Source organism: Oceanimonas sp. AH20CE76 (assembly GCF_039654065.1).
Classification (GTDB): Bacteria; Pseudomonadota; Gammaproteobacteria; order Enterobacterales; family Aeromonadaceae; genus Oceanimonas; species Oceanimonas smirnovii.
Genome location: NZ_CP155481.1, coordinates 2,357,033 through 2,383,300, shown reverse-complemented (window position 1 = coordinate 2,383,300; position 26,268 = coordinate 2,357,033). Strand labels below are relative to the sequence as shown.

The 26,268-nt window shown below is 59.5% G+C and carries 26 protein-coding genes; 16 read left to right on the top strand and 10 right to left on the bottom strand.

Annotated features, from left to right (window positions below; genetic code table 11):
* Nucleotides 1-144 precede the first annotated feature (144 nt).
* Entirely contained in the window at nt 145-1,092 is a 948-nt protein-coding gene (locus tag N2M06_RS11565) for a ribose-phosphate pyrophosphokinase (protein WP_040614524.1), read from the bottom strand.
* A 79-nt stretch (nt 1,093-1,171) separates the two neighbouring features.
* Here N2M06_RS11565 and N2M06_RS11560 point away from each other — a divergent pair, with 79 nt between their 5' ends.
* Nucleotides 1,172-1,297: a hypothetical protein gene (locus N2M06_RS11560; protein WP_346350826.1), complete on the top strand. Its 126-nt coding sequence runs from the start codon at nt 1,172-1,174 to the stop codon at nt 1,295-1,297.
* A 32-nt stretch (nt 1,298-1,329) separates the two neighbouring features.
* Here the strand turns inward: N2M06_RS11560 and ispE are convergent, their stop codons facing one another.
* Both ispE and lolB read right to left on the bottom strand, forming a co-directional pair.
* Nucleotides 1,330-2,160, bottom strand: a complete 831-nt coding sequence (ispE, locus tag N2M06_RS11555; RefSeq protein ID WP_346350825.1) for a 4-(cytidine 5'-diphospho)-2-C-methyl-D-erythritol kinase — start codon at nt 2,158-2,160, stop codon at nt 1,330-1,332.
* A complete protein-coding gene (gene lolB / locus N2M06_RS11550) occupies nt 2,157-2,735 on the bottom strand; it encodes a lipoprotein insertase outer membrane protein LolB (protein ID WP_346350824.1) in 579 nt (192 codons plus the stop codon). Before lolB ends, ispE begins: the two co-directional genes overlap by 4 nt.
* Before the next feature lie 125 nt (nt 2,736-2,860).
* On the opposite strand from lolB, the gene hemA reads away from it, so the two are divergent.
* From hemA to N2M06_RS11520, 6 genes are all read left to right on the top strand, one after another.
* Nucleotides 2,861-4,120 (top strand): glutamyl-tRNA reductase, encoded by a 1,260-nt coding sequence (gene hemA, locus N2M06_RS11545; protein ID WP_346350823.1) that lies wholly within the window; start codon nt 2,861-2,863, stop codon nt 4,118-4,120.
* A 22-nt stretch (nt 4,121-4,142) separates the two neighbouring features.
* The gene (gene prfA / locus N2M06_RS11540) at nt 4,143-5,228 is read left to right on the top strand and encodes a peptide chain release factor 1 (RefSeq protein ID WP_346350822.1); all 1,086 of its coding nucleotides are present in this window, start codon (nt 4,143-4,145) and stop codon (nt 5,226-5,228) included.
* The gene (gene prmC, locus N2M06_RS11535) at nt 5,228-6,070 is read left to right on the top strand and encodes a peptide chain release factor N(5)-glutamine methyltransferase (RefSeq protein ID WP_346350821.1); all 843 of its coding nucleotides are present in this window, start codon (nt 5,228-5,230) and stop codon (nt 6,068-6,070) included. The genes prfA and prmC overlap by 1 nt, the downstream gene beginning before the upstream one ends.
* On the top strand, nt 6,063-6,869 hold the full coding sequence (locus N2M06_RS11530) for a tetratricopeptide repeat protein (protein ID WP_317075173.1): 807 nt from the start codon (nt 6,063-6,065) through the stop codon (nt 6,867-6,869). The genes prmC and N2M06_RS11530 overlap by 8 nt, the downstream gene beginning before the upstream one ends.
* A gap of 9 nt (nt 6,870-6,878) precedes the next feature.
* Nucleotides 6,879-7,724, top strand: a complete 846-nt coding sequence (kdsA, locus tag N2M06_RS11525) for a 3-deoxy-8-phosphooctulonate synthase (protein WP_346350820.1) — start codon at nt 6,879-6,881, stop codon at nt 7,722-7,724.
* A 213-nt stretch (nt 7,725-7,937) separates the two neighbouring features.
* Nucleotides 7,938-9,115 (top strand): IS3 family transposase gene (locus N2M06_RS11520; protein WP_346350819.1). Its coding sequence is split into 2 segments (ribosomal slippage): nt 7,938-8,229 and nt 8,229-9,115, totalling 1,179 coding nucleotides; the frame shifts between segments, so codons are not numbered across the junction.
* Between the two features lie 101 nt (nt 9,116-9,216).
* On the opposite strand, the gene N2M06_RS11515 is transcribed toward N2M06_RS11520, so the two are convergent.
* Nucleotides 9,217-10,017 carry a slipin family protein gene (locus N2M06_RS11515; RefSeq protein ID WP_346350818.1) on the bottom strand — a complete coding sequence of 267 codons (801 nt, stop codon included), beginning with the start codon at nt 10,015-10,017 and terminating at the stop codon, nt 9,217-9,219.
* Nucleotides 10,014-11,360, bottom strand: coding sequence for a nodulation protein NfeD (locus N2M06_RS11510; RefSeq protein ID WP_346350817.1), 1,347 nt, complete (start codon nt 11,358-11,360; stop codon nt 10,014-10,016). The genes N2M06_RS11515 and N2M06_RS11510 overlap by 4 nt, the downstream gene beginning before the upstream one ends.
* A gap of 170 nt (nt 11,361-11,530) precedes the next feature.
* On the opposite strand from N2M06_RS11510, the gene N2M06_RS11505 reads away from it, so the two are divergent.
* On the top strand, nt 11,531-11,965 hold the full coding sequence (locus N2M06_RS11505) for an N-acetyltransferase (protein ID WP_346350816.1): 435 nt from the start codon (nt 11,531-11,533) through the stop codon (nt 11,963-11,965).
* On the opposite strand, the gene N2M06_RS11500 is transcribed toward N2M06_RS11505, so the two are convergent.
* The 3 genes from N2M06_RS11500 to N2M06_RS11490 form a co-directional block, all read right to left on the bottom strand.
* Complete coding sequence (locus tag N2M06_RS11500) at nt 11,962-13,389, bottom strand: VWA domain-containing protein (protein WP_346350815.1); 1,428 nt, start codon at nt 13,387-13,389, stop codon at nt 11,962-11,964. The two genes, N2M06_RS11505 and N2M06_RS11500, sit on opposite strands and share 4 nt — an antisense overlap.
* Before the next feature lies 1 nt (nt 13,390).
* Nucleotides 13,391-14,845 carry an AAA family ATPase gene (locus N2M06_RS11495; RefSeq protein ID WP_346350814.1) on the bottom strand — a complete coding sequence of 485 codons (1,455 nt, stop codon included), beginning with the start codon at nt 14,843-14,845 and terminating at the stop codon, nt 13,391-13,393.
* A gap of 72 nt (nt 14,846-14,917) precedes the next feature.
* Nucleotides 14,918-15,532, bottom strand: coding sequence for a LysE family translocator (locus tag N2M06_RS11490; RefSeq protein WP_346350813.1), 615 nt, complete (start codon nt 15,530-15,532; stop codon nt 14,918-14,920).
* A 115-nt stretch (nt 15,533-15,647) separates the two neighbouring features.
* Between N2M06_RS11490 and N2M06_RS11485 the strand changes: the two genes are divergently transcribed.
* From N2M06_RS11485 to N2M06_RS11470, 4 genes are all read left to right on the top strand, one after another.
* The gene (locus N2M06_RS11485) at nt 15,648-16,559 is read left to right on the top strand and encodes a LysR substrate-binding domain-containing protein (RefSeq protein ID WP_346350812.1); all 912 of its coding nucleotides are present in this window, start codon (nt 15,648-15,650) and stop codon (nt 16,557-16,559) included.
* Nucleotides 16,560-16,637: 78 nt separating this feature from the next.
* Nucleotides 16,638-17,219, top strand: coding sequence for a D-sedoheptulose 7-phosphate isomerase (gene lpcA, locus N2M06_RS11480; protein WP_019934331.1), 582 nt, complete (start codon nt 16,638-16,640; stop codon nt 17,217-17,219).
* 5 nt (nt 17,220-17,224) lie between these two features.
* Entirely contained in the window at nt 17,225-18,016 is a 792-nt protein-coding gene (locus tag N2M06_RS11475; RefSeq protein ID WP_026344739.1) for a class II glutamine amidotransferase, read from the top strand.
* 46 nt (nt 18,017-18,062) lie between these two features.
* The gene (locus N2M06_RS11470) at nt 18,063-20,453 is read left to right on the top strand and encodes an ATP-binding protein (protein ID WP_346350811.1); all 2,391 of its coding nucleotides are present in this window, start codon (nt 18,063-18,065) and stop codon (nt 20,451-20,453) included.
* A 46-nt stretch (nt 20,454-20,499) separates the two neighbouring features.
* On the opposite strand, the gene purN is transcribed toward N2M06_RS11470, so the two are convergent.
* Both purN and purM read right to left on the bottom strand, forming a co-directional pair.
* Nucleotides 20,500-21,138 carry a phosphoribosylglycinamide formyltransferase gene (gene purN / locus N2M06_RS11465; RefSeq protein WP_019934328.1) on the bottom strand — a complete coding sequence of 213 codons (639 nt, stop codon included), beginning with the start codon at nt 21,136-21,138 and terminating at the stop codon, nt 20,500-20,502.
* Nucleotides 21,135-22,172, bottom strand: coding sequence for a phosphoribosylformylglycinamidine cyclo-ligase (gene purM, locus N2M06_RS11460; protein ID WP_346350810.1), 1,038 nt, complete (start codon nt 22,170-22,172; stop codon nt 21,135-21,137). The genes purN and purM overlap by 4 nt, the downstream gene beginning before the upstream one ends.
* Nucleotides 22,173-22,425: 253 nt before the next feature.
* Here purM and upp point away from each other — a divergent pair, with 253 nt between their 5' ends.
* The 4 genes from upp (at nt 22,426) to hda (ending at nt 26,110) form a co-directional block, all read left to right on the top strand.
* Complete coding sequence (upp, locus tag N2M06_RS11455; protein ID WP_019934326.1) at nt 22,426-23,052, top strand: uracil phosphoribosyltransferase; 627 nt, start codon at nt 22,426-22,428, stop codon at nt 23,050-23,052.
* A gap of 57 nt (nt 23,053-23,109) precedes the next feature.
* Nucleotides 23,110-24,378, top strand: coding sequence for a uracil-xanthine permease family protein (locus tag N2M06_RS11450; protein ID WP_019934325.1), 1,269 nt, complete (start codon nt 23,110-23,112; stop codon nt 24,376-24,378).
* A gap of 62 nt (nt 24,379-24,440) precedes the next feature.
* Entirely contained in the window at nt 24,441-25,391 is a 951-nt protein-coding gene (locus tag N2M06_RS11445) for a DUF2066 domain-containing protein (protein ID WP_346350809.1), read from the top strand.
* Nucleotides 25,388-26,110: a DnaA inactivator Hda gene (gene hda / locus N2M06_RS11440; RefSeq protein ID WP_019934324.1), complete on the top strand. Its 723-nt coding sequence runs from the start codon at nt 25,388-25,390 to the stop codon at nt 26,108-26,110. The genes N2M06_RS11445 and hda overlap by 4 nt, the downstream gene beginning before the upstream one ends.
* The last annotated feature ends 158 nt before the right edge of the window (nt 26,111-26,268 follow it).

The following is a 26,268-nucleotide window of genomic DNA, read 5'->3' as shown; positions in this document are numbered from 1 at the left end:
CGGCTTCGGCAATCCCCACTGCTGCTTCATTAAACATTGGCGTTGACTGTATGCATGTCCGTTGCAATTACAAAAAAGCCCGCGAATCTCGCGGGCTTTTACTTCCGGCTTTCAGCTTCAGGCTTCCAGCTGTTTTGTCCGTGCTTATTGCTCGAACATGGCGGAGATGGACTCTTCGTTGCTGATGCGACGAATGGCCTCGGCCATCATGGGCGACAGGGTCAGTTGCTTGACCTTGCTGATGGCCTTGATTTCATCGCTCAGGGGCACGGAGTCGGTGATGATGACTTCATCGATTACTGAGTCCTTGATGTTCTGGGCGGCGTTGCCGGAGAACACGGCATGGGTGGCATAGGCAAATACGCGCTTGGCACCACGGTTTTTCAGCGCTTCAGCGGCCTTGCACAGGGTGCCGCCGGTGTCGATCATGTCGTCGACGATCACGCAGTCACGGCCTTCCACGTCACCGATAAGGTGCATTACCTGAGACACGTTGGCGCGGGGGCGGCGCTTGTCGATAATGGCGATATCGGTTTCGTCCAGCAGTTTGGCCACGGCACGGGCACGCACCACACCACCAATGTCGGGAGACACCACAACGGCATCCTGCAGGCCTTTGGCTTTCATGTCTTCCAGCAGTACCGGGGTACCGAATACGTTGTCTACCGGCACGTCAAAGAAGCCCTGAATCTGCTCGGCGTGCAGATCTACGGTGAGTACTCTGTCTACACCCACGCTGGACAGGAAGTCGGCCACTACCTTGGCAGTGATCGGCACCCGGGCAGAACGCACACGGCGATCCTGACGAGCGTAGCCGAAGTAGGGAATGACAGCGGTAATACGACCGGCAGAGGCCCGACGCAGGGCGTCGACCATGACGATAAGCTCCATCAGGTTGTCGTTGGTGGGCGCACAGGTGGACTGGATGATGAAGACATCGCCGCCGCGTACATTTTCGTTGATTTGTACGCTGATCTCACCATCGCTGAAACGGCCAACATCGGCAGCACTCAGTTTGATGAAAAGACGATCGGCGATACGTTGGGCGAGTTCCGGCGTTGCATTACCAGCAAACAGCTTCATGTCGGGCACGGTTTAAAACCTCGGGGTTGCTTCGTGGGTGGTGGTTTCGGAATTTTAGTCTGGTTCGGAACGCCAGTCAGGGTGTTGAATGAGAGCATTCAACGGTGAGCCGGCCATTGGCCGTGTCGTCCTGCTGGCGACCGCCGGCAGCGAACTGACCCTTGGGATAAGGGAGAAAACGAGCCCACCCCGTTTTCATGCCATCGCTGCCTGATTCTGTCTTGTTCACGGGTTATTGACGGTTGCTTACAGGGCCTTGATTGCCGTAAGCAAAGGAGACTGGTTGCAGCCTTTGGCAACAAACCCCACTGTGCCTGCCGGCGCATTTTCAAGCGCATTTTCAGCTGCTTTCCGGCTGTCAAAGGTGCCGAAAACACACGCACCTGTGCCCGTCATTCGTGACGGCGCATATTCTAGCAACCAGCTCAGAAGTTTGGCAACCTCGGGGTGTCGCTTTTTAACCAGTGCTTCGCAGTCGTTTTGCCAGGGTGAGTTAAGGCGCTGTTCGAGGCTCATTACCGGACTGTTACGGGGCAGTTCAGGATCGGTAAAAACAGCCGGTGTCGACACTTCCACCCCCGGGTTCAGCACCAGATACCAGGGCTCGGGTGGCGCCGCATCGGTAAAAATATCGCCCACCCCTTCGGCAAAAGCGGCGCGGCCATGCACAAACACCGGCACGTCTGCACCCAGCTGAAGTCCCAGGCTTGCCAGCTCGTCATTACCAAGACCCAGCTGCCATAACCGGTTCAGCCCCACCAGGGTGGTAGCGGCATCGCTGGAGCCGCCGCCCAGTCCACCGCCCATGGGCAGCCGCTTGGTGAGGGTAATATGTGCGCCTTTATGGCTGCCGGTGTGTGCCTGCAGCAGGCGCGCGGCTTTTATGATGAGGTTACTCTCGGGTGCGACGCCGTGCAGCTCAGGAGACAAGGTCAGCTCATCGGCGGTTTCAAAGCCGAGCTCATCGCCAAAGTCCACAAACTGAAACAGGGTCTGCAGGTTGTGGTAGCCATCATCACGGCGACCGGTAATGTACAGAAACAGGTTGAGCTTGGCCGGGGCGGGCAGGCATATCATGGGTTCAGCTCCCAGCGGCTGACTGCCAGCTTTAGGGTAGTGGTGTTGTGGCTCAGCTCCAGCCGGCTGGGCAGCCAGAGCCGGTCTATTTGGGTATACCCCAGATAGCGCAGCTGCCAGCCATGAGACTGTACTTGTGCCGGGCGGCCATCGGCATCAAAACTGACGGTGTCGGCATCGCCGGGCATGCCTTTTATCCAGTCGGCCAGCTGTTCCACCGGCAGATCCCAGCCGGTAAGGGCATACACCAGATCCCGGGCATTGCTGGCGGTGTGGCGCTGGCCTTCGCTGTCGATCAGTTCAATACGGCCATTGCGCCGGCTGAGATCAAATACCCGTTTGCCCACCACATTGGTGAGATTAAGGCGGTAATCGTCACTGTTATTGCGCCAGAACAGGCTCAGGCTGCCGCGCTCGTCGGGGGTGATGATGCCGAGTTTGGCCGCCAGCTGCCAGTTTTCCAGCTCACTCAGCTGTTGCTTCTGAGCCAGCCAGGAACCTGCCGGCGCCTGTTCGGCCCGGTAGGCACAGCCGGAAACCAGCAACAAGCCAATAAAAATCAATACAGTACGCACGTAAGGCACCCCGCTGAAAAAAGAGAAAGCCAGTATAAGGGCAAGGCCGGTGACTTTTAAAGATTTGGCCTTTCTCGTACAATAGACGGCTAATCGAAAAACGATGTGAGCCGCATAAAATCCTCATGAGCCTGCTGGTACTGGGAATCAATCATAAGACAGCGTCCGTCGCCCTGCGCGAGCGGGTGGCGTTTGGCCCTGATCTTGCCCCTCGGGCACTGCAGGAGCTGATGAGCGCGCCCGGCGTGGCAGAAACCGTGATCCTGTCTACCTGCAACCGCACCGAGCTGTATTGCAGCCTGAGTGAGGGCGGCGACAGTGACGTGGTGCGCCACTGGCTGCAGCAGTTTCACAATCTTGACGAAGACGAACTCACTGCCTGCCTGTATCAGCATCAGGGTGAAGAGGCCATTCGCCATTTAATGCGAGTGGCTTGCGGGCTGGATTCTCTGGTGCTGGGCGAGCCGCAGATACTGGGGCAGATCAAGCAGGCCTATAGTCAGTCCCATCAGGCGGGCAGCCTGAAAGGCCTGCTGGAGCGGCTGTTTCAGAAGTCATTTTCTGTCGCCAAACGGGTACGCACTGAAACCGACATTGGTGCCAGTGCCGTGTCGGTGGCCTTTGCCGCCGTCAGTCTGGCCAAGCGTATATTCTCGGATCTGGGCCGCACCAAGGTGCTGCTGGTGGGCGCCGGTGAAACGGTCGAACTGGTGGCCCGGCACCTGCGTGAGCAATCGGTCACTCAAATGATGGTGGCCAACCGTACTCTGGAGCGGGCTCAGAACCTGGCGCAGGAATTTGAAGCCGAGGTGATGACGCTTGAGCAGATCCCCGACTTTTTGCCTCAGGCCGACATAGTGATCAGCTCCACCGCCAGCCCCCTGCCCATTATCGGCAAAGGCATGGTGGAGCGGGCGCTCAAGGCCCGCCGGCACAAGCCCATTCTGCTGGTGGACATTGCCGTACCCCGGGACATTGAGCCCGAGGTGGATGAACTGAACGACGCCTACCTTTATACCGTGGACGATCTGCAGGGCATCATCGAGCAGAATATGGAAGCCCGCAAACGGGCCGCGGCTCAGGCCGAGCGCATTATTCTGGAAGAGCGGGATCAGTTTATGGCCTGGTACCGCTCGCTGCACTCGGTGGATCTGATCCGCCATTACCGCGCTCAGGCCGAGGCGGTGCGCGAGCAGGAGCTGGCCCGGGCATTGCAGGCGCTGGCCCAGGGCGAAGACGCCACCCAGGTGGTGCAGCAGCTGACCCGCCGGCTGACCAACAAGCTTATTCATACTCCCACCCAGGCCCTGAGTCAGGCCGGCAAAGACGGCGATCAGGACATGCTGGCGGTGCTGTCCCGCAGCCTGGGCATCAGCCGGCCCTGACCGGCACAACCGCGAGACGCTGATGAACGAATCCGTACTGAAAAAACTGGAAGGCCTGGAAGAGCGCTACCAGGAAGTGCAGGCGCTGCTGGGCGAGGCCTCGGTAATCAACAACCAGGATCAATATCGCGCCCTGACCCGGGAATATGCTCAGCTGGAAGACGTGGTGGCCTGTTTTCAGCGTTACCGCCGGGCCGAGGAGAATCTGGCCGAGGCCAAAGAAATGCTGGCGGAAGACGACGCCGAAATGAAAGCCATGGCAAAGGAAGAAATCGACAGCGCCGAAGCCGCCATCGAGACCCTGAGCCAGGAGCTGCAGATTTTGCTGCTGCCCAAGGATCCGCGCGACGATAACAACTGCTTTCTGGAAATTCGCGCCGGGGCCGGCGGCGACGAGGCGGCCATTTTTGCCGGCGACTTGTTCCGTATGTACAGCCGCTATGCCGAGACTCAGCGCTGGCGGGTGGAAATTGTCAGCGCCAGCGAGGGCGAGCACGGCGGCTTCAAGGAGATCATTGCCCGCATTGAGGGCAGCGGCGTGTACGGTCAGCTCAAGTTCGAGTCTGGCGGTCACCGGGTGCAGCGGGTGCCGGAAACCGAATCTCAGGGCCGCATTCATACCTCTGCCTGCACGGTGGCGGTGATGCCGGAAATTCCCGAGGCCGAGGCCCCGGAGATCAATCCGGCGGATCTCAAGGTAGACACCTTCCGCGCCTCCGGTGCCGGTGGTCAGCACGTTAACAAAACCGACTCTGCCATTCGTATTACTCACTTGCCCACCGGCATGGTGGTGGAATGTCAGGACGAACGCTCCCAGCACAAGAACCGGGCCAAGGCTATGGCGGTGCTGGCCTCGCGTCTGGCTCAGGCCGAGCAGGACAAGCGCCACGCCGAAGAGCAGAGCACCCGCCGCAACCTGCTGGGCAGCGGTGATCGCTCCGATCGCATTCGCACCTACAACTACCCGCAGGGCCGGGTGTCGGACCACCGCATCAACCTGACTCTGTACCGGCTGAGTGAAGTGCTGGAAGGCCAGCTCGATATGCTCACCCAGCCCATTTTGCAGGAGCACCAGGCCGATTTGCTTGCCGCCCTGGCGGGACAATAATGCGCCTGAGCGAACTGCGCGCTCAACTGCGCGAACAACTGGCCGGCGGCGAATCCCCGGCGCTGGATGCGGACGTGCTGCTGTGCCATGTGCTGAACAAGCCCCGCAGCTTTCTGCTGGCCTGGCCCGAGTTTGAGGTGTCTGCCGGGCAGAAGGCCGAGCTGGCCGAGCTTATTCGCCGTCGCCAGCAGGGCGAGCCGGTGGCTCATCTTACCGGCCAGCGGGAGTTCTGGAGCCTGATGCTGGACGTCTCTCCGGAAACACTGATCCCAAGGCCCGACACCGAAACACTGGTTGAAGCGGCGCTGGCACGCCTGCCCGAAAGGCCGGCACGGGTGGTGGATCTGGGCACCGGCACCGGTGCCATTGCGCTGTCCATTAAATGCGAGCGCCCTGACGATACCGTTATGGCGGTGGAGTTTAACCCGCAAGCCGCCGCTCTTGCCCGGCGCAATGCCGAGCAGCTGGATCTCGATGTGGAAGTGCGCCAGGGCAGCTGGTTTGAACCCCTCGCCGGCCTGACCTTTGACATGATAGTCTCCAATCCGCCCTATATTGATGCCGCCGATCCGCATCTGGCTCAGGGGGATGTGCGCTTTGAGCCGCTGTCGGCCCTGGTGGCCGACGATCAGGGACTCGCTGATATTCGCCATATTGCCAGCCTGGCACCGGCCCACCTCTGTGCCGGCGGCTGGCTGCTGGTGGAGCACGGCTGGCAGCAAGGTGAGGCGGTGCAGTCCGTTTTTACCGACAATGGTTTTGAACAGGTCACAACGCTGCGCGACTACGGCGGGCAGGACAGAGTGACCCTGGGCCAGTGGCCCGGGAGGAAGCATGCTTGAAAGTAATATCAGTGAGCGCTGGCACAGCGACGAACCGCTGGATCTGATGACGCTGGCGCTAGATGTGGTGGAAAGCCTGGAAGGGCCGGCGGCCCGGGATGAAGCCGAGCGGGAGCTGTTTGCGCTGGAGCGGGCGCTGGCGGAAGAGCTGGAAGACATGATAGCCCCCCTGCATCTGCTGCCCTGTCTCTATGACGGACTGGGCTTTGCCGGCGACAGCGACACCTTTTTCTCCGTTGATAACTGCCTGATGAACCGGGTACTGGCCCGGCGGGAAGGTATTCCGGTGAGCCTCGGCATCCTGCTTATTCATCTGTGCCGGCGCTTTGGGGTGGATGCCGAAGGCATTAATTTTCCCGGCCATTTTCTTGTTCGTATGTGGTCGGAAGAAGAAGGGGCGGTGATCGACCCTTTCACCGGCCGGCAATTGCCCCGTCATGAAGTAGAGCTGTTGCTGCGGGGTGCCCGGGGCAACCTGGCCCGGCTGACACCGGAGCACCTTAAAGGCACCTCAGACACAGAAGTGCTGGTGCGGCTGCTGAACGTGACCAAGGCCGCCTATATCAATCAACAGCAGTTTGGCAAGGCGCTGGCCTGCAGCGAGCTGCTGCTGCGGCTCAAGCCCGACTGCCCCTTTGAGCGGCGGGACAGGGGCTTTTTGTATGAGCAGCTGGACTGCGGCAAACTGGCCGCCGACGACTTTGAATTCTTTATTGAGCACAGACCGGATGATCCCATTGCCGATGTGCTCAAAGCCCAGATAGCCGGCCTGGATCTCAGCCCCAAAACCCTTCACTAGGAAGCCGATATGAAAACCGTACACATCAATAACATTGCGGTCGCCAACAACAAGCCCATGGTGCTGTTTGGCGGCATCAACGTGCTGGAGTCCCGGGATCTGGCCATGCAGGCCTGCGAGCACTATGTAAAGGTGACCGAAAAGCTGGGCATTCCCTATGTGTTCAAGGCCAGCTGGGACAAGGCCAACCGCTCTTCCATTCATTCCTTCCGTGGTCCGGGTCTGGAAGAAGGCATGAAGCTGCTGCAGGAAGTAAAAGACACCTTTAAGGTGCCGGTGATCACCGACTTGCACGAGCCCCATCAGGCGGCAACCGTGGCCGAGGTGGCAGACGTGATCCAGCTGCCGGCCTTTCTGGCCCGCCAGACCGATCTGGTGCAGGCCATGGCCGACACCGGCCGGGTGATTAACATCAAAAAGCCCCAGTTCCTCAGCCCGGGGCAGATGAAAAACATTACCGACAAGTTTATTGAATGCGGCAATGACCAGCTTATTCTGTGCGAGCGGGGCAGTAACTTTGGTTACGACAACCTGGTGGTGGACATGCTCGGCTTTGGCGTAATGAAAAAGGCTACGAATGACGCCCCTATCATCTTTGATGTGACTCACGCCCTGCAGTGCCGGGATCCTTTGGGTGAAGCGTCCGGCGGTCGTCGTGAACAGGTGCTGGATCTGGCCCGGGCCGGCCTGTCTACCGGTCTGGCCGGTCTCTTCCTGGAGTCTCACCCGGATCCGAGCAAGGCCCGCTGTGACGGCCCCAGCGCCCTGCCACTCGACAAACTCGAGCCCTTCCTGACCCAGCTCAAGGCGCTGGATGACTTGATCAAGAGTTTTGAGCCCCTGAATATTCGGTAATCTTCACAACCCCACCCTGACCCTCCCCTTGAAAAGGGGAGGGAATAAAGCTGTAAGCGAGAAGCTTAAAGTTGTCCGGCTGGGTTTGCAGGTATACAGCCGAGCTTGCCAGCTCGGCTTTTTTGTTATTCCTGCACAGGGGGCGGAAAGGTTTTTTCTTACAGCTGGACTGGCCCGAGAAAAGTAGACACCTTCATTTAATGAGAAGGTGTTATGAAATACAAACCCCGCCGTCGCTTTAGCGACACATTCAAACGTGAGGCCGTCGAGGCCTCGCTGTCTACCACCAAGACACAAGCTCAGTTTGCTGACAAACTTGGTGTTCATCCATCCCAATTACAGCGCTGGCGTAGAGAGTGGATCATGGCCAAAAAAGCATCTGATAAAGCAGTTGAAAACACCGGACCAGAAAAAAGCTTGCAGGATCTGGAGCGTGAAAATGCTCGACTGAAGAAGCTGCTTGAACGAAAAGAGCTGGAGAGCGAAATCCTAAAAAAGGCGCAAGAGTACTTCGCCAAGCACAGCAAGTAAGGTTTGCCTTTATCGAGGCCCAACGAAGTCAACGCTGGCGGGTCTCGATAATGTGTGAAGTACTCAATGTGTCACGAGCGGGATATTATCGTTGGCGAGCACGTCAGCATACTCCGGGAGAGCGTGCCATCAAGCGACAAACTCTGAAAACCTTCCTGCTCGAGCGAGCCAGGCAACTGAAGAATGTGCCGGGATATCGGAAGCTATGGCTGGACGCGCGGGATGCCGGATTCTGTTGTGGTAAAAATCAGGTGCAGCGGTTGCTACGAGACGCTGGTTATCGTTCATGCACGGCTCCTAAAGCAGGATATCAAAAGCCAGCATCATCCTTGCCTGTGTTGCCGAATCTGCTGAATCGCCAGTTCTCGGTGGGGTCAGCGAACCGAGTTTGGGTATCAGATATCACCCAAATCCGGTGCAGTGAAGGCTGGCTCTACATTGCTGCAGTCCTGGACCTGGGCACACGCCGCGTGGTGGGCCGAGCCATGGGTGCGATCAATAGCGCTCAGCTGGTGCTGGAGGCCCTTGAGCAGGCGTGGCAACAACAGCAGCCAGATGGGAAACAGCTGCTGTTTCACTCAGACCAAGGCAGCCAGTATCGGAGCGAAGAGGTGATGCGTTGGCTCAATAAACGGGGAATTACCATCAGCATGTCACGCCGAGGTAACTGCTGGGACAACGCCTGTTCGGAAAGCTTCTTCGCGCTGCTCAAGAAGGAGTGGACTCGCCCTCTGGGAATGCTCGGAAGAGACGAAATGGCAGATGAAGTCCGGTATTATACGGACGAGTATTACCCGAAAGTGCGGCGCCACATGGCGCTGGGAGGAATAACTCCCAATGCCTACGCAGCGGCCGCTTAACTTAAGTGTCTACTTTATCGGGGCCACTCCACACTCCACACTTATAGCTTATAGCTTATAGCTTATAGCTTATAGCTTATAGCTTACGGCTTACAGCTTGCTTAAGTCATTTGCGTTGGCCCGTCGGGGTCTTCCGGCGGTTCGTCCGAACTCATTTTCTGCAATATTTTTCCCAGCTCCATGGGCAGGGGAAACACCACGATTTTGCTGTTGTCGCTGCTGATCTCGGTGAGGGTCTGCAGATAGCGCAGCTGAATGGCTTCCGGCTGTTGCCCCAGCATGCGGGCCGCTTCCAGCAGTTGTTTTGAGGCCTCCAGCTCACCGGTGGCGTGGATCACCTTGGCCCGGCGGGATCGCTCCGCCTCGGCCTGCCGGGCAATGGCCCGAATCATGGACTCGTCAAGATCCACATGCTTGATCTCCACCGCCGATACCTTGATGCCCCAGTTATCGGTGCTTTGATCCAGAATGCGCTGCAGATCCGCATTTAAGGTGTCCCGGGCGGAGAGGATCTCGTCCAGCTCATGTTGCCCCAGCACAGAGCGCATTGTGGTCTGGGCCAGCTGACTGGTGGCCTCCAGATAATTCTCTACGTTAATGATCGCCTTTTGCGGATCCAGCACGCGAAAATACAGCACGGCGTTTACCCGCACGGTCACGTTATCCTTTGAGATCAGATCCTGAGAGGGAATATCCATGGTCACAATACGCAGATCCACCCGCACCATCTGTTGCACAAAGGGGAGCAGAATAATAAAGCCGGGTCCTTTTACCTTGTAAAAACGCCCCAGCAGAAACACCACGCCCCGCTCGTATTCCCGAAGAATGCGGAACATGCTGGCAAACAGCATGACCAGCAGAATAACGATCAACAGCTGAAAATAAATAAAATCAATGATCATGCTTCGGCCTCCTGTATCGGTGTTACCTCTACCACCAGATCGTGCACCGCCACCACCACCACGGCGCTGTCGGCGGCAATCCGGCTGTGGCTGTGCGCCTGCCAGCGTTCGCCCTGCAGCAATACGGTGCCGTCGGGATCCAGCGCCGTTATTGTTCTGGCCTGCTCGCCAATCATGGCCGCCGCCCCCGAGACAGGAGCCGCCCGACGCTGTTTTACGATCAAGCGCACCACTACAAGCACCAGGCTGAGGGAGACAAGGGTAAAGGCGGCAATAAAGGGCCAGGCCACGCGAAAGGCCTGATCGGGTGTGTCGAACAGCAGCACAGAGCCAATCACAAAGGCCACCAGACCACCGCCGCCAAGAATGCCAAAACTGGGGGACAGGCCTTCCGCTACCATCAGCGCCAGCCCCAACGCCAGCAACCCCAGCCCCACCATATTAAAGGGCAGCATTTGCAGCGATAGCATGGCCAGCAGCAGGCAGATGGCACCAATCACGCCCGACACGCCAAAGCCCGGGCTGTAAAACTCCAGCAGCAGACCATAAACGCCCACCAGCATCAGCAGGTAGGCGATATTGGGGTTGCTGATGGTAATAATAAACTGCTGCCGCCAGTCGGGCCGGCGCTGTTCGGCAATCAGTCCGGAGGTGGCCAGGGTAAGGGTGTCGTTTTTAAGGAAGACTTCGCGACCGTCGAGCTGCTGCAGCAGTTCGGCAATATCACTGGCCACCAGCTCAATCACCTTCTGCTCCAGTGCCTCGGGGGCGGTGAGGGTGGCGGCGTTGCGCACTGCCTGCTCGGCCCACTCCACATTGCGGCCGCGCAGCTGGGCCAGGCTGCGCAGATAGGCGATGGCATCGTTAAGGGACTTGCGCTCCATGGCGCTACCGGCAGGCGGACTGCTGCCATCCTTTTCTTCGTCTTTATCCGCCTCGCCGGCTGGTGGCGTGCCGGCGGGCATCATCTGTACCGGGGTGGCGGCCCCCAGGTGAGTGCCCGGGGCCATGGCGGCCACATGGCTGGCATAAAGAATATAAGTACCGGCAGAGGCGGCCCGGGCACCGCCGGGCGAGACATAAACCACCACGGGCATACTGGACTCCAGCATGGCACTGATAATATCGCGGGTGGCGCTGTACAGGCCGCCGGGGGTGTCCATGGTCAGCAGCACCAGCGCCGGGCGTTCACTCTGGGCCTGATTAATCTCGGTCACCAGATAGTCGGAAATGCCGGGGCCTATGGCCCCCTTGATATCGAGCTGCCAGTAACGCTCCTCGGCCGGCACCATAACGCTGACCAGCAGCAGCCACCATGCCCACCAGCCTGTTCGCCACGTCATGCTGCCTCCTTTTGTACACATTTAAAGCGTAGCTGTTAGCTTATTATTTAAACAGTTGGAGTGGGCAGGATGGCGTAGCTGTAGCTACCGCTTTAGCCGGCAGGGCCTGTGCAACAGGCCTTTAATGCGCTTACCATACTTGCCCGCAATACAAGGATAAGGAACAATTGATGACGATAAGAACTGCAATCAAGGGCGATCTTGCGGCGGTCTATGGCCTGGAGTGCGCCGCTTTTGGCAGCCACGGCTACCCTGACTTTTTTCTGCGCCAGGCCTGGGATCTGTGGCCGGGCTCGTTATTGGTGGCAGAAAGTGAAAGTGAGCTGCTGGGCTATGTGCTGGCGGGCCGGGGCGAAAGCGCCACCGAGGGCTGGATCTTGTCGCTGGCAGTAACACCGGCGGCACAGGGTAGAGGGTTGGGTCGGCAACTGCTGCAGGCGGCGGTCGCCGTACTGGAAGAGCAGGGCTGCGCGCGCATTAAACTGACGGTATTGCCCGACAACCCGGCCCTGCAGCTTTACCAACGCCTCGGCTTTGCCGAAGCCGGCCGTGAAAACGATTACTTCGGCCCCGGCGAGCCAAGGCTGTTGATGGTGAGAGGTTAAGCTCTGGCTGCCTGCTCCAGGCTGCGCCAGTCGCTGAACAGGTGCACAGGATCACACACCTTGCGCATGGCGTGCAGGGCGGTGGCGTAGCCCAGCTGCAGGCCAAACAGGCGCACGCCCAGGGCTTCCTTGCCGTGTTCCACCTGAGCCTGCAGCTCTCTGGAGACTTCAAACTCGCCGTCGCTCACCAGCAGAATATCCGCCTGCCGCCATTCCTGCTGCTGCAGCCGGGTGAGGGCGGCATTGAGCGGCGTGCTCACATCGGTGCCGCCACTGAAGGAGCCGCGCAGCATGTCGAGCAGCTCGGGCAGGGTCAGGGTCTGATTGTCGAGCACCAGCAGCTCGCCGGCGCCACCAAAGAGATACACCAGACAGCCTCTTTGCTGCTTTTTGGCCATGCGCAGAGCTTCCAGTACCATGGCCTTGGACACCTGCTCCGCCAGGCCGTGCATGGAGGCGGACGTGTCCAGACACAGAATAATGGGGCCCAGCTGAGTGCCCTTGCCGTCACCTTCGCCCTTGCCCGCCCGGGGCAGGGGCCAGTCGTTGCCAGAGTCGATGGGCATCACCCCGGCCACGGCGTAGCTGAGCAGGCTCTGCTCGGCCCGGCGTGCGTGCCACAGCATATGCAAAGACGGATGCCCCAGCAGGGCCGCTTCCAGTGCCAGCATGCGGGACAGGTTATCGGAGCGGGTAATGCCCTGGGTTTCCATGGGAATGCCCGGCAGCCGCCGCTCTCTGGGACCGTTTTCCCGCGGGCTCATCATCTGCTGCAGCTGACTCAGGGTGGCGCTCTGCTCCGGATCCGGACGCTGCTGGCCCATGAGTTTAAGCAGTTTTTGTAACTCACGAATCTCCGCCACCCAGCGGGCCAGCCGCAGCAGATCAAACCAGGCGCGATCGCGCAGGTTGCCGCTGTCTTTATCGGTGCCGATGGCCGGTGCAATGCCGAATTCCTCGGCCACGTCATCCAGCGCCTGCCAAAGAGTGATGCGCTGCTGCCACTGCTCCGCCAGTCTGGTGAGGGCCTGCCGTGTGTGCCGGGCCCGGGCACGGCGCTCGGCCCGCTCGGCGGCAATGCCTAGTTGTTGCGTAAGCAAACCGGCGGTGGCCGGCCAGTCCAGCTCCACCTGCTCCAGCACCAGCAATATGTCCTGCACGATGGCCCGGGCCACGTCCGGGGTTTCCTTGCTGTATTCCAGCGCATTGGCGCGCACCAGTAGCTGACGAATGCGCCGCTCCGTGCTGGTGCTCAGCCAGTTGCCGGGGGCCGGCAGCCGGCCCTTGTCGAGCTCGCTCAGCATGGCCAGCACCCGGTTGGCCCGGGGCAGCAGGCTGCCCAGGGGGTGAGTGACCACCAGGCTGAACAGGCTGTCGGGCAGCTCGCTTAACGGCGCCAGGCCGGCGCTTTGGGCAGAGGCCATGTCAGCCTTCTACCGGCAGGTCGGCAAAGGCCTCACGCAGGGCCTGCAGCCGCTCATGCTGGCGGCTCAGGCCGGCCTGCTGCTGCTCCAGCTGAGCGCGGGCGCGCTCACCCAGCTCCGGGCTCAGCCACAGGTGCTGACGCAAACGCTGGCCCAGACCCTGTTGCTGGGTATCCAGCCAGGCCAGATAGTCCGCCAGCTCGTTAATGCGTTCATCCAGCTGGCGCAGACGCGAGGCCACGTGGCTGGCGGGCCAGGCCTTGGGCTGCAGGGCGCTGGGGCGTACATAATCTTCCAGCAGCGGCTGATATTGATCCAGGTTGCCGCCCAGGTTGCGAATTTCCTGCTCGGTAAATACCGAGTCGGGCAGCCGGGGCTGACGATAGAGCAGCTGGCCGCTTTCATTGCGCTTGTGGCGCTGGCCTTTGGCTTCGGTGACCGGCTGGCCCTGCTCGTCGAGATAAAGCTGATAGCCCTGCTCGTTGAGGGACGGCAGTACCGGATCGGCGTCCTGATCCAGCCGCTCCTGCCAGCTGTCTACCATATCGCTCACCAGCTGCGGACTGAAGCCCGGGTCGGCGGCAATGTGTTCGTGCAACCAGTCGGTGAGGCGGCCATGCTGATCCGGCTGCTGCCACAGGCAGTGGGGCAGCAGCCAGGCATCAAGCAGATCGGCCTGTGACTGACCGTTGCAGCAGGCCGACACCTTGAGCAGCTTGACCACCTTGCGCCAGCGCCGGTCCGAGACCGGAATTTCCTGCTCGGCGAGAAAACGGCGCAGGCTGTGCAGCAGGCGGATCAGCGCCGGCGACAAGGGCAGCTGTTCGGCTTGGCTGCGCAGATCGGCCAGTTCGGTGCTGGTCAGCTTCAGCTCGGCCGCCGGAGCCTGATAGTCACTGTTCAGGGTGAGCAGGCCGGTAAAGGCATCGTCGCCCACCGGGGCCACCTGAAAACGCAGCAGAAAACGGTCATAGAGGGCGTTCAGCTCGGCCCCTTCCGGCAGCTCGTTACTGGCGGCAATCACAGACACCAGCGGCACCGGCAGGCGCGCGTTGCCGTTATCGAACTGGCGCTCGTTCAGCAGGGTCAGCAGGCTGTTGAGAATGGCGCTGTTGGCCTTGAAGATTTCATCAATAAAGGCAATGGACGCCTCGGGCAGGTAGCCTTGCGTCTGGCGCAGGTAGCGGTCCTGCTCCAGCGCCTTGATGGACAGCGGGCCAAACAGCTCTTCCGGTACCGAGAAGCGGGTCAGCAGCCGTTCAAAATAGCTGCCGTCGTGCATCAGGGTGTGCAGCCGGCGCGACAGCTCGCTCTTGGCGGTGCCGGGCGGTCCCAGCAGCAGCAGGTGCTCGCCGGAAAGGGCCGCCAGCAGCGCCAGCCGGGCCGGGGTTTCCCGCTCCAGCAGGCCATGCTGCAGGTGTTCGATCAGTGCCGCAATGCGGTTTTTTGCGTCCATGTGCCAGACCTGTAAGTAATTTGTATTAAAAGCTTGGCAACATTGTACTTAAAAAGCCGAGTGTGACCAATGTCACGAAAACAATTCCAGGCAGCGAGCCCCGTTATAAAACACCCCCGCCAGGCCCATCAGCAACAGCAGCCAGGCGGAAAGCCGGCCAATCCGCTCGCCCTGTTTGCCCGCCATCCAGCGGCCGATAACCCAAATGTATAAAGACAGCACCAGCAGATCGAACAGCACCCACAGGCCGGACAGGATCAGCAGGCTGGCACCGGTATTGTGAGTAATGCTGATGAACTGAGGAAAAAACGCCACAAAGAACAATAGATCCTTGGGGTTGGAAATGCCGGTCCAGAATCCTCTGGCCACACCGCCGCTGCCGGCCTCAGCCGGGCCGCCCGCCGGGCCGGCCCGCAAATCCTGCCAGGCCGTTACGCCAATATAACCGGAGCCCGCCAGTGCCAGCCCGTATAACAGCGGCCCGGGCAGGGTGAGCAGGCCCGCTAGCATAAGGGAAGCCAGCATAATCAGCACCAGAGACGCAGCATTGGTGCCCAGCACAGTGGCAAAGGCCCGGCGCGGGCCATGACGGGCGGCGGTGCCGGTCACCAGGGCTACCACTGGGCCGGGAGTGAGCAACAGCAGAAGCACGGCACTGATGTAGGCCAGCAGCAGAGCAAGGTTCATATAAACAACCCGGTATCATCAATAAAATATGACGGCATTGTTGCTATGACCGCCGTGCTTGAAAAGCGGATAAAGCTGCCATTTAATGTGAGTAAAACTCAATATGGAGCCTGCCGTGTCCCTTCCGCCTCTCTATGCCTTACGCGCCTTTGAAGCCGCCGCCCGCCTGGGATCGTTCAGCAGGGCCGCCGCCAGCCTGCATGTGACCCCGGGGGCGGTAAGCCGGCATATTCGCACTCTGGAAGCCTGGTTTGGCTGTGAGCTGTTTGTGCGCAAAGGCCCCAGGGTGAACATTACCGCCGCCGGCAAGGTGCTGGCGGGCCAGCTGGGCGAAGGGTTTCAGCTGCTGGAAAAAGCCTGTCACGGCTTTCGCCGGCAGCAACAGGAGCTGCGGCTGAAGGCACCGTCCACCCTTACCATGCGCTGGCTGCTGCAGGTGCTGAGCGAGTTTCAGCAGCGCCACAAAACGCCGCTGGTACAAATAAGCAGTGTGTGGATGGATGTGGACGAGGTGGACTTCAGCCGGGAAGCCTTTGACTGCGCCATTTTGCTGGGCAAGGGCCAGTTCGGCCCGGGCACCCAAAGCCTGCCCTTGTTTGAAGAGTGGCTGATCCCCGTGTGTGCGCCGGCACTGCTGCCCCGGGCCCGGCAAAATCTGGCTGAGTGTGAGCTGATCCATCCTTCGCCGGACCGGCGCGACTGGCAGCGCTGGCTGGCTGCCACCGGCCGCAGCGAGCAGGTTGAGCTGTTCACCGGCAAGGTGTTCGACACCCTGGAGCAGGGCAGTCTGGCGGCTATCAGCGGTCATGGCGTGTCGGTAGGAGATCTGTTTCTCAGCCGGGAGGCAATCAACAGCGGCCTGCTGGCGCTGCCTTTTAACACGGCGGTGGCCACCGGCGACGGCTATTATCTGGTCTGGCCCGTCAACACGCGGTGCCGGCAGCAGATTGATCAGTTTTATGAATTTATTGTTAGCCGGCGGCCTGAAAAACTGCCCGACAATATAGCGCAGGTGCGGCTGAACTAACCCGGGGGCCGCCGCCGGCTTTCCGCTTTGCAGCAGTTATGCCAAAATGCGTTTTTACCGCAAGAATGAGGCCATTACATGTATCAGAGTTTGATCCGCAGTGAGCTGAACGAAGCCGCCGAGGTACTGAATCGCTTTCTGGCCGATGACGCCAATATTGCCGCCATTGAGCAGGCCGCCAAATTGCTGGCCGACAGCTTCAAGGCCGGTGGCAAGGTGCTGTCTTGCGGCAATGGCGGCTCTCATTGCGACGCCATGCACTTTGCCGAAGAGCTGACCGGCCGCTACCGGGAAAACCGCCCGGGTTACCCCGCCATTGCCATTTCCGATCCCAGCCATCTTTCCTGTGTGTCTAACGATTTTGGTTTTGAATTTGTGTTCTCCCGCTATCTGGAAGCGGTAGGCCGCCAGGGCGATGTGCTGCTGGGCTTATCCACCAGCGGCAACTCGGCCAATATTCTCAGGGCCATTGAAGTAGCCAGGGCCAACGGCATCAAAACCATTGCCCTTACCGGCAAAGACGGTGGCAAAATGGCCGGCCTGGCCGACGTGGAAATTCGTGTGCCGCACTTTGGCTATGCCGATCGCATTCAGGAAGTGCACATCAAGATCATTCATATTCTGATCCAGCTGGTTGAAAAGGAAATGGAGAACAAGTAACCGCCATGTGTGAACTGCTAGGGATGAGCGCCAACGTACCCACAGATATCTGCTTCAGCTTTACCGGCCTGATGCAGCGGGGCGGGCGTACCGGCCCCCATAAAGACGGCTGGGGCATTGTATTTTACGAAGGCAAGGGATTGCGTACCTTTAAGGATCCGCAGCCCTCCAGCCAGTCGCGTATTGCTCAGCTGGTGCAGGAATATCCGATCAAAAGTTGCTCCGTGGTCAGCCATATACGCCAGGCCAACCGGGGCGGCATTGCCCTGGAAAACACCCATCCCTTTACCCGTGAACAATGGGGCCGTTACTGGACCTTTGCCCATAATGGCCAGCTGAGTGGCTATAACAAGCTGAAAACCGGCCGCCACAAGCCGGTGGGCGATACCGACAGCGAGCTGGCCTTTTGCTGGATATTGCACGAGCTGGAGCAGAAATATCCGCGCAAGCCCGGCAATATGGCGGCCATGTTCCGCTATGTGGCCACCCTGTGCGATCAACTGCGTGGTCTGGGTGTGTTCAATATGCTGCTCACCGACGGCGAATACCTGATGACTTACTGCAGCAATAATCTGCACTGGATCACCCGGCGCGCGCCCTTTGGCCCGGCCCGGCTCATTGACGAAGACGTGGAAATCGACTTTCAGAAAGAAACCACCCCCAACGACATTGTGACCGTGATCGCCACTCAACCGCTGACCAATAACGAGCAATGGCACAAAATGCAGCCAGGAGAATACAACCTGTTCTGGCTGGGCGAGCGGGTGGCTGGTAACGGCGAAAATCCCACGCCTTAAGGCTTATTAGCTAAGCTTTGTGCAGAAAGTTTGCATGAGGCTTGCCATGACAGCTATATCTCCGCTTGAACCCCACCGGCTTTATCGCGCCTGCGATGAAGCTCTGTTCAGTTTTGCTACCACAGACGAACTCAGCGACAGCGGTGCCCTGGTTGGGCAGGAGCAGTTGCTTGAGGCGCTGGCGTTTGGCACCGGTATTCGCCGTCAGGGCTTTAATATTTATATGATGGCGCCGGAAAGCTGTAACCGGCATACCCTGATTAACCGCTTTCTTCGTGGCCGGGCCGAAAGTGAAATCGTGCCCGCCGACTGGTGCTATGTGCACGGTTTTGAAGATTCGATAAAGCCCGGGCTGCTGCGTCTGCCGGCGGGAGTGGGGCGGCGCTTTCGTGCCAGTCTGGATCGGCTGGTGGATGAATTGCTGCAGGCCATTCCGGCTATTTTTCAGGCAGAAGAATACCAGAGCCGGGTGGATGAGCTGAATCAGCAGCTGGCCGAGCGTCAGACCACGGCCATCAATGAAATCAAGGCTCTGGCAGCAGCCGAAAAGGTGACGCTGATTAAAACGCCCACCGGATTTAACCTGGTACCCGGTTATAACGATGACGTAATGAGTGCCCGGCAATTTGAACAGTTACCCGAGGCAGAACGGATGGCGCTGGAACAGGCCATTGAACGGGTAGAGGCTCGCTTGCAGGCGGTGTTGCAGCAGTTTCCTCAATGGAAGCGGGAAACCCAGCAGCATATACAGTGGCTGAATGAAGAGATGCTGGTATTTGCCGTTGGCAGCCTGATTGATGAGCTGCGCGCTGAATATGCAGGCTGCGAGCCGGTTATTCAGCATCTGGAAGCCATTCAGCAGGACTTGTCGGGCAATGTGAACCTGCTGCTGACCCATATGCGTGAAGGTGAGCTGCCGGCAGCTCTGCTGACCCGCTACCGGCTGAATTTGCTGGTAGATCATGCCGACACTCAGGGTGCGCCGGTGGTCTATGAAGACTGGCCCAATCTGGCGCGATTAATGGGCCGGGTGGAGCATCATGTGGAGCAGGGGGCGCTGTTAACCGACTTCACGCTGATCCGTGCCGGTGCCTTGCACAGAGCCAACGGCGGTTATCTTATTCTGGATGTGCATCGCTTGCTGCAGCAGCCCATGGTGTGGGAGATCTTTAAACGGGCGCTTTATGCCAGGGAGATCCGTATTGAATCACCGGAGCATGTCTATGGTCTGGCCAGCACTGTGAGCCTGGAGCCCCAGCCGGTGCCGCTGGATCTTAAAGTGATCCTGGTAGGTGACCGGCGGTTTTATTATTTGCTGGCGGCCCATGATCCTGACTTTGGCAAGCTGTTCAAGGTGCAGGCGGATTACAACGATGACATAGAAGTGAGTAATGAAAACCTGCAGCGCTATGCCCGTTTTATTGGCTGGCTGGCCCGTCAGCAGGATCTGCGTCCGCTTACCCGCTGCGGTGTGGCCCGTGTCATTGAATATGCCGGCCGGCTGGCCAGTGATCAGCAGCGGCTGTCGGCCCTGACCGAGCATCTGACCGATTTACTGCAGGAAGCCAACTATCTGAGTGAAAGTCACGGCCAGCCTCATATAAATGGTGAGGCGGTGGAGCGAGCACAAATAGCCGCCCGCATGCGGGCGGCGCGTATTCACAGGCGCATGGAAGAGTCGATTCTGCGGGGCAGCAAACTGATTGATACCGAAGGCACAGTGGTGGGGCAGGTAAATGGTCTGACGGTGCTGGATCTGGGTAATTACCGTTTTGGTCAGCCGGCGCGCATTACCGCCACCGCCAGGCTGGGTACAGGAGCTGTGCTCGATATTGAACGGGAAGTAAAACTAAGCGGTGCCGTGCATGCTAAGGCCATATTGATTTTATCGCGTTTTTTAAGTCAGCGTTATGCCGCCGAAGGGCCCATGCCGGTATCTGCCAGCCTCGCCTTTGAGCAGTCTTACGGCATGATAGAAGGTGACAGCGCGTCCATTGCCGAGTGTTGCGCGCTGATTTCTGCCATGGGTGAGGTGCCCGTTAATCAGGCGCTGGCAGTGACCGGCTCCATTAACCAGTTTGGCCGGGTACAGCCCATTGGCGGCGTCAATGAAAAAATTGAAGGCTTTTTTGAGGTGTGCCGGGCGCGGGGGCTGGCCCGCGGGCAGGGGGTGATTATTCCTGCCGCCAATCTGGATAATCTGATGCTGAGCCAGGAAGTTCGCCAGGCAGTCGCACAAGGGCTGTTTTATATTTATGCCGTCAGCGAGCTGGATGAAGCACTGGCGCTGCTTACCGGCATCAGCGCCGGCAAGCCCGGCAAAAACGGCCAATATCCTGCCAGCTCGGTCAATGGCCGGGTACAGCAGCGGCTGGCACGGCTGGCAAAGGTGCAGAATAAGCTGCAGGCTCAGTCAGATAATAAGGAGCAGATATAAAAAAAGAATGCCAAGGCATTCTTTTTTATTCAGTGTTGTGAGCGGCTCAGTCGCCGGCATGACCCTGCGGCGGCAGGGGGGTACCGTCGAGCCAGGCCCGGCCGTCTTTCATGGCCAGCCGGCCGTCGCAGAACCAGCGCACTGCCAGCGGATAAATGGCGTGCTCCTGCACTTGCACCCGCTCGGCCACGGCGGCGGCGTCGTCTTCGGCAAATACCGGCACCCGGGCCTGTAACACCACGGGGCCGCCGTCCAGCTCTTCGGTAACAAAGTGCACGCTGCAGCCATGCTCGGCGTCGCCGGCATCAATGGCCCGCTGATGCGTGTTCAGACCCTGATATTTGGGCAGCAGAGACGGATGGATATTGAGCATGCGCCCGGCATAGTGGCGCACAAAGCCGGGAGTGAGAATGCGCATAAAGCCGGCCAGCACCAGCAAGTCGGGCTGGTGGCTGTCTATCAGCGCCATCAAATCGGCATCAAAGCGTTCCCGCTCGGCATAGTCCTTGCCCGGCAGCACCGCCGTGGCCACGCCGGCGGCGCGGGCCCGCTCCAGGCCATAGGCGTCGGCCTTGTTGCTGATCACCGCTACCACACTGCCATTCAGGCGGCGGTTAGCCGCCTGATCAAGCAAGCTTTGCAGGTTGCTGCCGTTGCCGGAGATCAGCACCACTATGCGGTTCATTTAATCTCGACCTGCTCTTCGCCCTCGGCGGCCTGTTCAATGTGGCCGATCACCCAGGCGTTTTCGCCGGCGTTCTGCATAAACTTCACGGCGGCGTCGGCCTGCTCGGCGGGCAGGGCAATCACCATACCCACACCACAGTTGAAGGTGCGATACATTTCATGGGTTTCCACATTGCCGGCCTGCTGCAGCCAGGCGAACACTTCCGGCCATTGCCAGCTGGCGCCGTCTATCACCGCCTTGGCACCTTCGGGCAGCACGCGGGGAATGTTTTCCCAGAAGCCGCCGCCGGTAATGTGGCTGAGGGCATGAATGTCGAACTGCTTGATAAGCTCCAGCGCCGGCTTTACATAGATGCGGGTAGGGGCCATCAGGGCATCGGCCAGGGTGGCGTTGCCCAGGGGCTGGTTGAGGTCGGCCTGGCTTACTTCCAGAATTTTGCGGATCAGGGAATAGCCGTTGGAGTGCGGGCCGCTTGAGCCCAGGGCGATCAGGGCGTTGCCGGCGGCCACCTTGGTGCCGTCGATAATGCCGCTTTTTTCTACCACACCCACACAAAAGCCTGCCAGATCATAGTCGCCGGCTTCATACATGCCGGGCATTTCCGCGGTTTCACCACCAATCAGGGCACAGCCGCTCAGCTCACAGCCTTCGCCAATGCCGGTCACCACGTCGGCGGCGGTGTCTACATCCAGCTTGCCGGTGGCGTAATAGTCGAGAAAGAACAGCGGCTCGGCACCCTGCACAATCAGATCGTTCACGCACATGGCCACCAGATCGATGCCCACGCCCTGATGGCGCTTGAGATCAATGGCCAGGCGCAGCTTGGTGCCCACACCGTCGGTGCCGGCTACCAGCACCGGCTCTTTATAACCGGTGGGCAGCTGGCACAGGGCACCAAAGCCCCCGAGGCCGCCCATGACTTCCGGGCGCTGAGTGCGGCGGCTAACGCCTTTAATGCGTTCAACCAGGGCGTTGCCCGCGTCAATATCGACACCGGCGTCTTTATAGCTCAGGGGTTTGTTCTGCGTCACGTGTTGTTACCTTGTCATTGGTGTTTGGCCTGCGCGGTGCTCTTCGGCACCCTTGCCGGCCCGGGGGTATATGTTTCGCCGGCTATTCTAATTTAATGCGGGTGTCAGTGCCACTGGCAGCGGCAACAGATGGCGTAAGCAGCCGGCTCTGGGTTTGCTAAAATAAGTGCTGAAAGTCTGCCGTGGTTCACTATTTTATGCTAAAATTCCGCGGTTTTTTGATTCGTTATTCAGTGCGTCGGGAGAGTTGTCAATGAAAGTCGTTGAGGTTAAGCACCCTTTGGTGAAACACAAGCTGGGTCTGATGCGGGAAGCCGATATCAGCACCAAACGCTTTCGTGAACTGGCCAAGGAGGTTGGCAGCCTGCTGACCTATGAAGCCACTGCCGATTTTGAAACCGAAAAAACCACCATAGACGGCTGGACCGGCCCCACCGAGGTCGACAAGCTGAAAGGCAAAAAGGTCACGGTCGTGCCCATTCTGCGTGCCGGCCTGGGCATGATGGACGGCGTGCTCGAGCATATGCCCAGCGCCCGGGTGAGTGTGGTGGGGGTTTACCGGGATGAAGAAACCCTGCAGCCGGTGTCTTATTTCAGTAAGCTGGTCAGCCACATTGACGAACGCATGGCCCTGATAGTGGACCCCATGCTGGCCACCGGCGGCTCCATGATCGCCACCATAGACCTGCTCAAGCAAAACGGCTGCACTCACTTCAAGGTAATTGTACTGGTGGCGGCACCGGAAGGGGTGCAGGCGCTGGCCGAAGCTCACCCGGATGTGGAGCTGTATTGTGCTTCCGTGGATGAGCGGCTGGATGAGCACGGCTATATCATTCCTGGTCTCGGCGATGCCGGCGACAAGATTTTTGGTACCAAGTAAGCACGTAAAACCGGCAATGGCCGGTTTTTTTCTGTTATTTTTTGAGGTTAGCAGTTAATGAATTCCGCTGAACGCACCGAGCAGCTGGCATCCGGCCAGCCGGTGGTGAACACGCCCCTGCGCCAGGCCCTGGCCGGCTCCCAGATGTTGTTTGTGGCCTTTGGTGCCCTGGTGCTGATGCCGCTGATCACCGGCCTGGATCCAAACGTGGCGCTGTTTACCGCCGGTATCGGTACTCTGGTATTTCAGGTGTGCACCAGGCGCCAGATCCCGATTTTTCTGGCGTCTTCCTTTGCCTTTATTGCGCCCATTCTTTACGGCGTGCAAACCTGGGGCATTCCCGCCACCATGAGCGGCCTGATGGCGGCGGGCATTATGTATGTGCTGCTGAGCCAGCTGGTGCGCTGGCGCGGTACCGCCCTGTTAACCCGTTTGCTGCCGCCTGTGGTGGTGGGTCCGGTGATTATGGTGATTGGTCTGGGGCTGGCCCCCATGGCGGTCAACATGGCCATTGGCAAAAGCGGCGACGGCAGCGCCGTGCTGGTGGAGCACAACACGGCGCTGTGGCTGTCTTTGGCGTCTCTGATCACCACTTTGCTGGTGTCTACCCTGGCCAAAGGCGTATTCCGGCTGGTGCCCATTACCGCCGGTATTGCCGTGGGTTATGGCATGGCGCTGTTTATGGGCGTGGTCGACTTTTCTCCGGTGCGGGACGCGGCCTGGTTCTCAATGCCCAATTTTGTGGCACCTGAGTGGAACTGGCAGGCGGTACTGTTCATGATTCCGGTGGCCATCGCTCCCGCCATTGAACACATTGGCGATGTGCTGGCCATTGGCTCCGTGACCGGCAAGGACTATCTGAAAAAGCCCGGTCTGCACCGCACCCTGCTGGGCGACGGCCTGGCCACGGGCGCGGCTTCTCTGTTTGGCGGGCCGCCCAACACCACTTATTCCGAAGTGACCGGTGCCGTTATGCTGACCAAAAACTTCAACCCGGTGATCATGACCTGGGCCGCCGGCTTTGCCATTGCGCTGGCCTTTGTGGGCAAGTTCGGTGCCCTGATGCTGAGCATTCCGGTGCCGGTGATGGGCGGCATCATGATATTGCTGTTCGGCTCCATTGCCACCGTGGGCCTTAACAGTCTGATCAAGCATCAGGTGGATCTGTCGCAGGCACGCAATCTGTGCATAGTGGCGGTGATCCTGGTATTTGGTATTGGCGGCATGGCCTTTGGCATTGGTGAGTTCAGCCTGCAGGGCATCAGTTTGTGCGGCATTGTCGGCATTCTGCTGAACCTGGTGCTGCCCAAAGAGCGGCCCCATTGATTCTGGCATGCGCTTCGGTCAGTGGTTATCATAAGCGTCCTGTTTACGACAATGGCCCGGTTATGCTGAAACAACTGCTGCTGTCATTGATGCTGTTGTGTGTCTCCGCCACCGCAGCCGCATCGGTATTTGATGTGCAACTCGACGCCGCTCCTTACAGCCGAGAAAAGGCCCGGGAGCAGGCGGTTAACATTCTGCTGTCCCGCCTTGGAGGCAGTGCTGCCGCCGGCTCCTGGGTGGCGCAGGAAATTCTGAATGACTGGTCCCGCTATACCCTGAGCACATCAACCGCGGGGGGCTATACAGTGCAGTTTGCCGAAGCCGAGCTGAGCCCCCTGTTTCACAGTGCCGGCCTGAGCCTGTGGCGGGGCAAACGCCCGGCGGTTCTGGTATGGCAGGTGAATGACGGCCAGGCCAAAGACATGCCCGACACCAGCTGGCGCAAGGCATCACGTTATTATGCCATTCCGCTGCTCTGGCCTCTTTGGGATCTGCAGGAGCATATGCAGATTGATAAAACCGGCCTTCAGAACCTTGCTGAAGCCAGCCAGCGCTATGGCGCTGAAGTGTGGCTGGCGGTGCAGCAACAGGAGCATCGTCTGAACTGGCAGCTTTATCACAAAGACGCTGAGCAGCCTCTGACTCAGGGAGCTGCGGCGTCGGCAGAGCAAGTGCTTGCCGACGTGAATAACTACTGGGTAGCCCGGCAGGCTGCCATGGCCGAGACCCGACCAGATAACAGCGCGCCGGCGCAGGCACTGCAGGCTGGTGCCGATGCCCCCGGTGAACTCACCATAGTGGTAACCGGCCTGACACAGTTTGCCGATATGGTCCGTCTGGAGCAGCGACTGAGCGACCTTGATGGTGTGGCCGGTGTCTCTGTGCTGGACAGCGCCGGTGATCAGGCCCGTTTTCGGCTTGAGCTTGAGTCTGCTGCTGTCCGCCCGGTGCTGAGCCGGGCCGGACTGAGTGCCCTGGGTGAGCGCCGCTACCGGCTGGAGCGCACCGAGTGAACCGCGACGGCGACGAGGAACAGCAGCCAGCCCAGCTGGCGCTGGCGGTGCAGCTGCCCGATGATGAAACCTTTGCCAGTTTTTATCCGGGTGACAATGCCCAGCTGATCACCGCCCTTAAAAATGCCGCCGTGGGTCAGGGGGATGAAGTTATTTATCTCTGGGGGCAGCCCGGCTCGGGCCGCTCTCACTTGCTGCATGCGGCCTGCGCCGAGGTAAATGCCGCCGGCGAGGCGGCCACCTGCCTGCCTTTACAGTCTTACCAGCGTATGACGCCCAGCCTGCTGGAGGGCATGGAGCTGCTGCCCTTGGTGTGCCTGGATAATCTGGATGCCATTGCCGGCGTGGAAGAATGGGAGCGGGCGGTATTTAACTTCTTTAACCGCCGGCGGGAGCGGGCCGGTGGCAGCCTGGTGATCAGCGCCCCGGCACCGTCCCGCAATCTGGGGCTGAGCCTGCCGGATTTGGCCTCACGGCTGGACTGGGGCGTGGCCTATCAATTGAAAACCCTGGATGACGAAGGCAAGCTCAGTGCCCTGCAGTTGCGCGCCGAGCTGCGTGGCTTCAAGCTGCCCACCGATGTGGGCCGGCTGCTGCTGAGCCGGTTGTCCCGGGACATGAGCACGCTGCTTGCCGCTCTTGATCTGCTCGACAATGCCTCGTTTCAGGCCAGGCGCAAGCTAAGCCTGCCCTTCACCCGGGAAATACTGGGGCTTTAACGGCCCTTCGGGCCAGCTGTAAGCCATAAGCGGTCAGCTGTAAGTTAAACCTGAATATGCGGGCTGGGCATGTTTTTGTGGCTGCCACTTTAGTCGGCAGGGCCTGCGAAGCAGGTCCCGCCAGCTGAAGCGGCGGCTACAATTCCCTAATCCCCAGT

Bases quoted from the DNA above. Each gene is read 5' to 3' on its own strand.
- purN (WP_019934328.1), bottom strand. From the start codon at position 21,138: ATGAACCGCATAGTGGTGCTGATCTCCGGCAACGGCAGCAACCTGCAA.
- prmC (WP_346350821.1), top strand. From the start codon at position 5,228: ATGCGCCTGAGCGAACTGCGCGCTCAACTGCGCGAACAACTGGCCGGC.
- N2M06_RS11515 (WP_346350818.1), bottom strand. From the start codon at position 10,017: ATGATCATTGATTTTATTTATTTTCAGCTGTTGATCGTTATTCTGCTG.
- N2M06_RS11560 (WP_346350826.1), top strand. From the start codon at position 1,172: ATGAGAGCATTCAACGGTGAGCCGGCCATTGGCCGTGTCGTCCTGCTG.
- N2M06_RS11490 (WP_346350813.1), bottom strand. From the start codon at position 15,532: ATGAACCTTGCTCTGCTGCTGGCCTACATCAGTGCCGTGCTTCTGCTG.
- upp (WP_019934326.1), top strand. From the start codon at position 22,426: ATGAAAGTCGTTGAGGTTAAGCACCCTTTGGTGAAACACAAGCTGGGT.
- N2M06_RS11495 (WP_346350814.1), bottom strand. From the start codon at position 14,845: ATGGACGCAAAAAACCGCATTGCGGCACTGATCGAACACCTGCAGCAT.
- hemA (WP_346350823.1), top strand. From the start codon at position 2,861: ATGAGCCTGCTGGTACTGGGAATCAATCATAAGACAGCGTCCGTCGCC.
- N2M06_RS11470 (WP_346350811.1), top strand. From the start codon at position 18,063: ATGACAGCTATATCTCCGCTTGAACCCCACCGGCTTTATCGCGCCTGC.
- N2M06_RS11530 (WP_317075173.1), top strand. From the start codon at position 6,063: ATGCTTGAAAGTAATATCAGTGAGCGCTGGCACAGCGACGAACCGCTG.
- N2M06_RS11475 (WP_026344739.1), top strand. From the start codon at position 17,225: ATGTGTGAACTGCTAGGGATGAGCGCCAACGTACCCACAGATATCTGC.
- N2M06_RS11445 (WP_346350809.1), top strand. From the start codon at position 24,441: ATGCTGAAACAACTGCTGCTGTCATTGATGCTGTTGTGTGTCTCCGCC.
- kdsA (WP_346350820.1), top strand. From the start codon at position 6,879: ATGAAAACCGTACACATCAATAACATTGCGGTCGCCAACAACAAGCCC.
- lpcA (WP_019934331.1), top strand. From the start codon at position 16,638: ATGTATCAGAGTTTGATCCGCAGTGAGCTGAACGAAGCCGCCGAGGTA.
- N2M06_RS11505 (WP_346350816.1), top strand. From the start codon at position 11,531: ATGACGATAAGAACTGCAATCAAGGGCGATCTTGCGGCGGTCTATGGC.
- N2M06_RS11500 (WP_346350815.1), bottom strand. From the start codon at position 13,389: ATGGCCTCTGCCCAAAGCGCCGGCCTGGCGCCGTTAAGCGAGCTGCCC.
- N2M06_RS11450 (WP_019934325.1), top strand. From the start codon at position 23,110: ATGAATTCCGCTGAACGCACCGAGCAGCTGGCATCCGGCCAGCCGGTG.
- ispE (WP_346350825.1), bottom strand. From the start codon at position 2,160: ATGATATGCCTGCCCGCCCCGGCCAAGCTCAACCTGTTTCTGTACATT.
- prfA (WP_346350822.1), top strand. From the start codon at position 4,143: ATGAACGAATCCGTACTGAAAAAACTGGAAGGCCTGGAAGAGCGCTAC.
- N2M06_RS11510 (WP_346350817.1), bottom strand. From the start codon at position 11,360: ATGACGTGGCGAACAGGCTGGTGGGCATGGTGGCTGCTGCTGGTCAGC.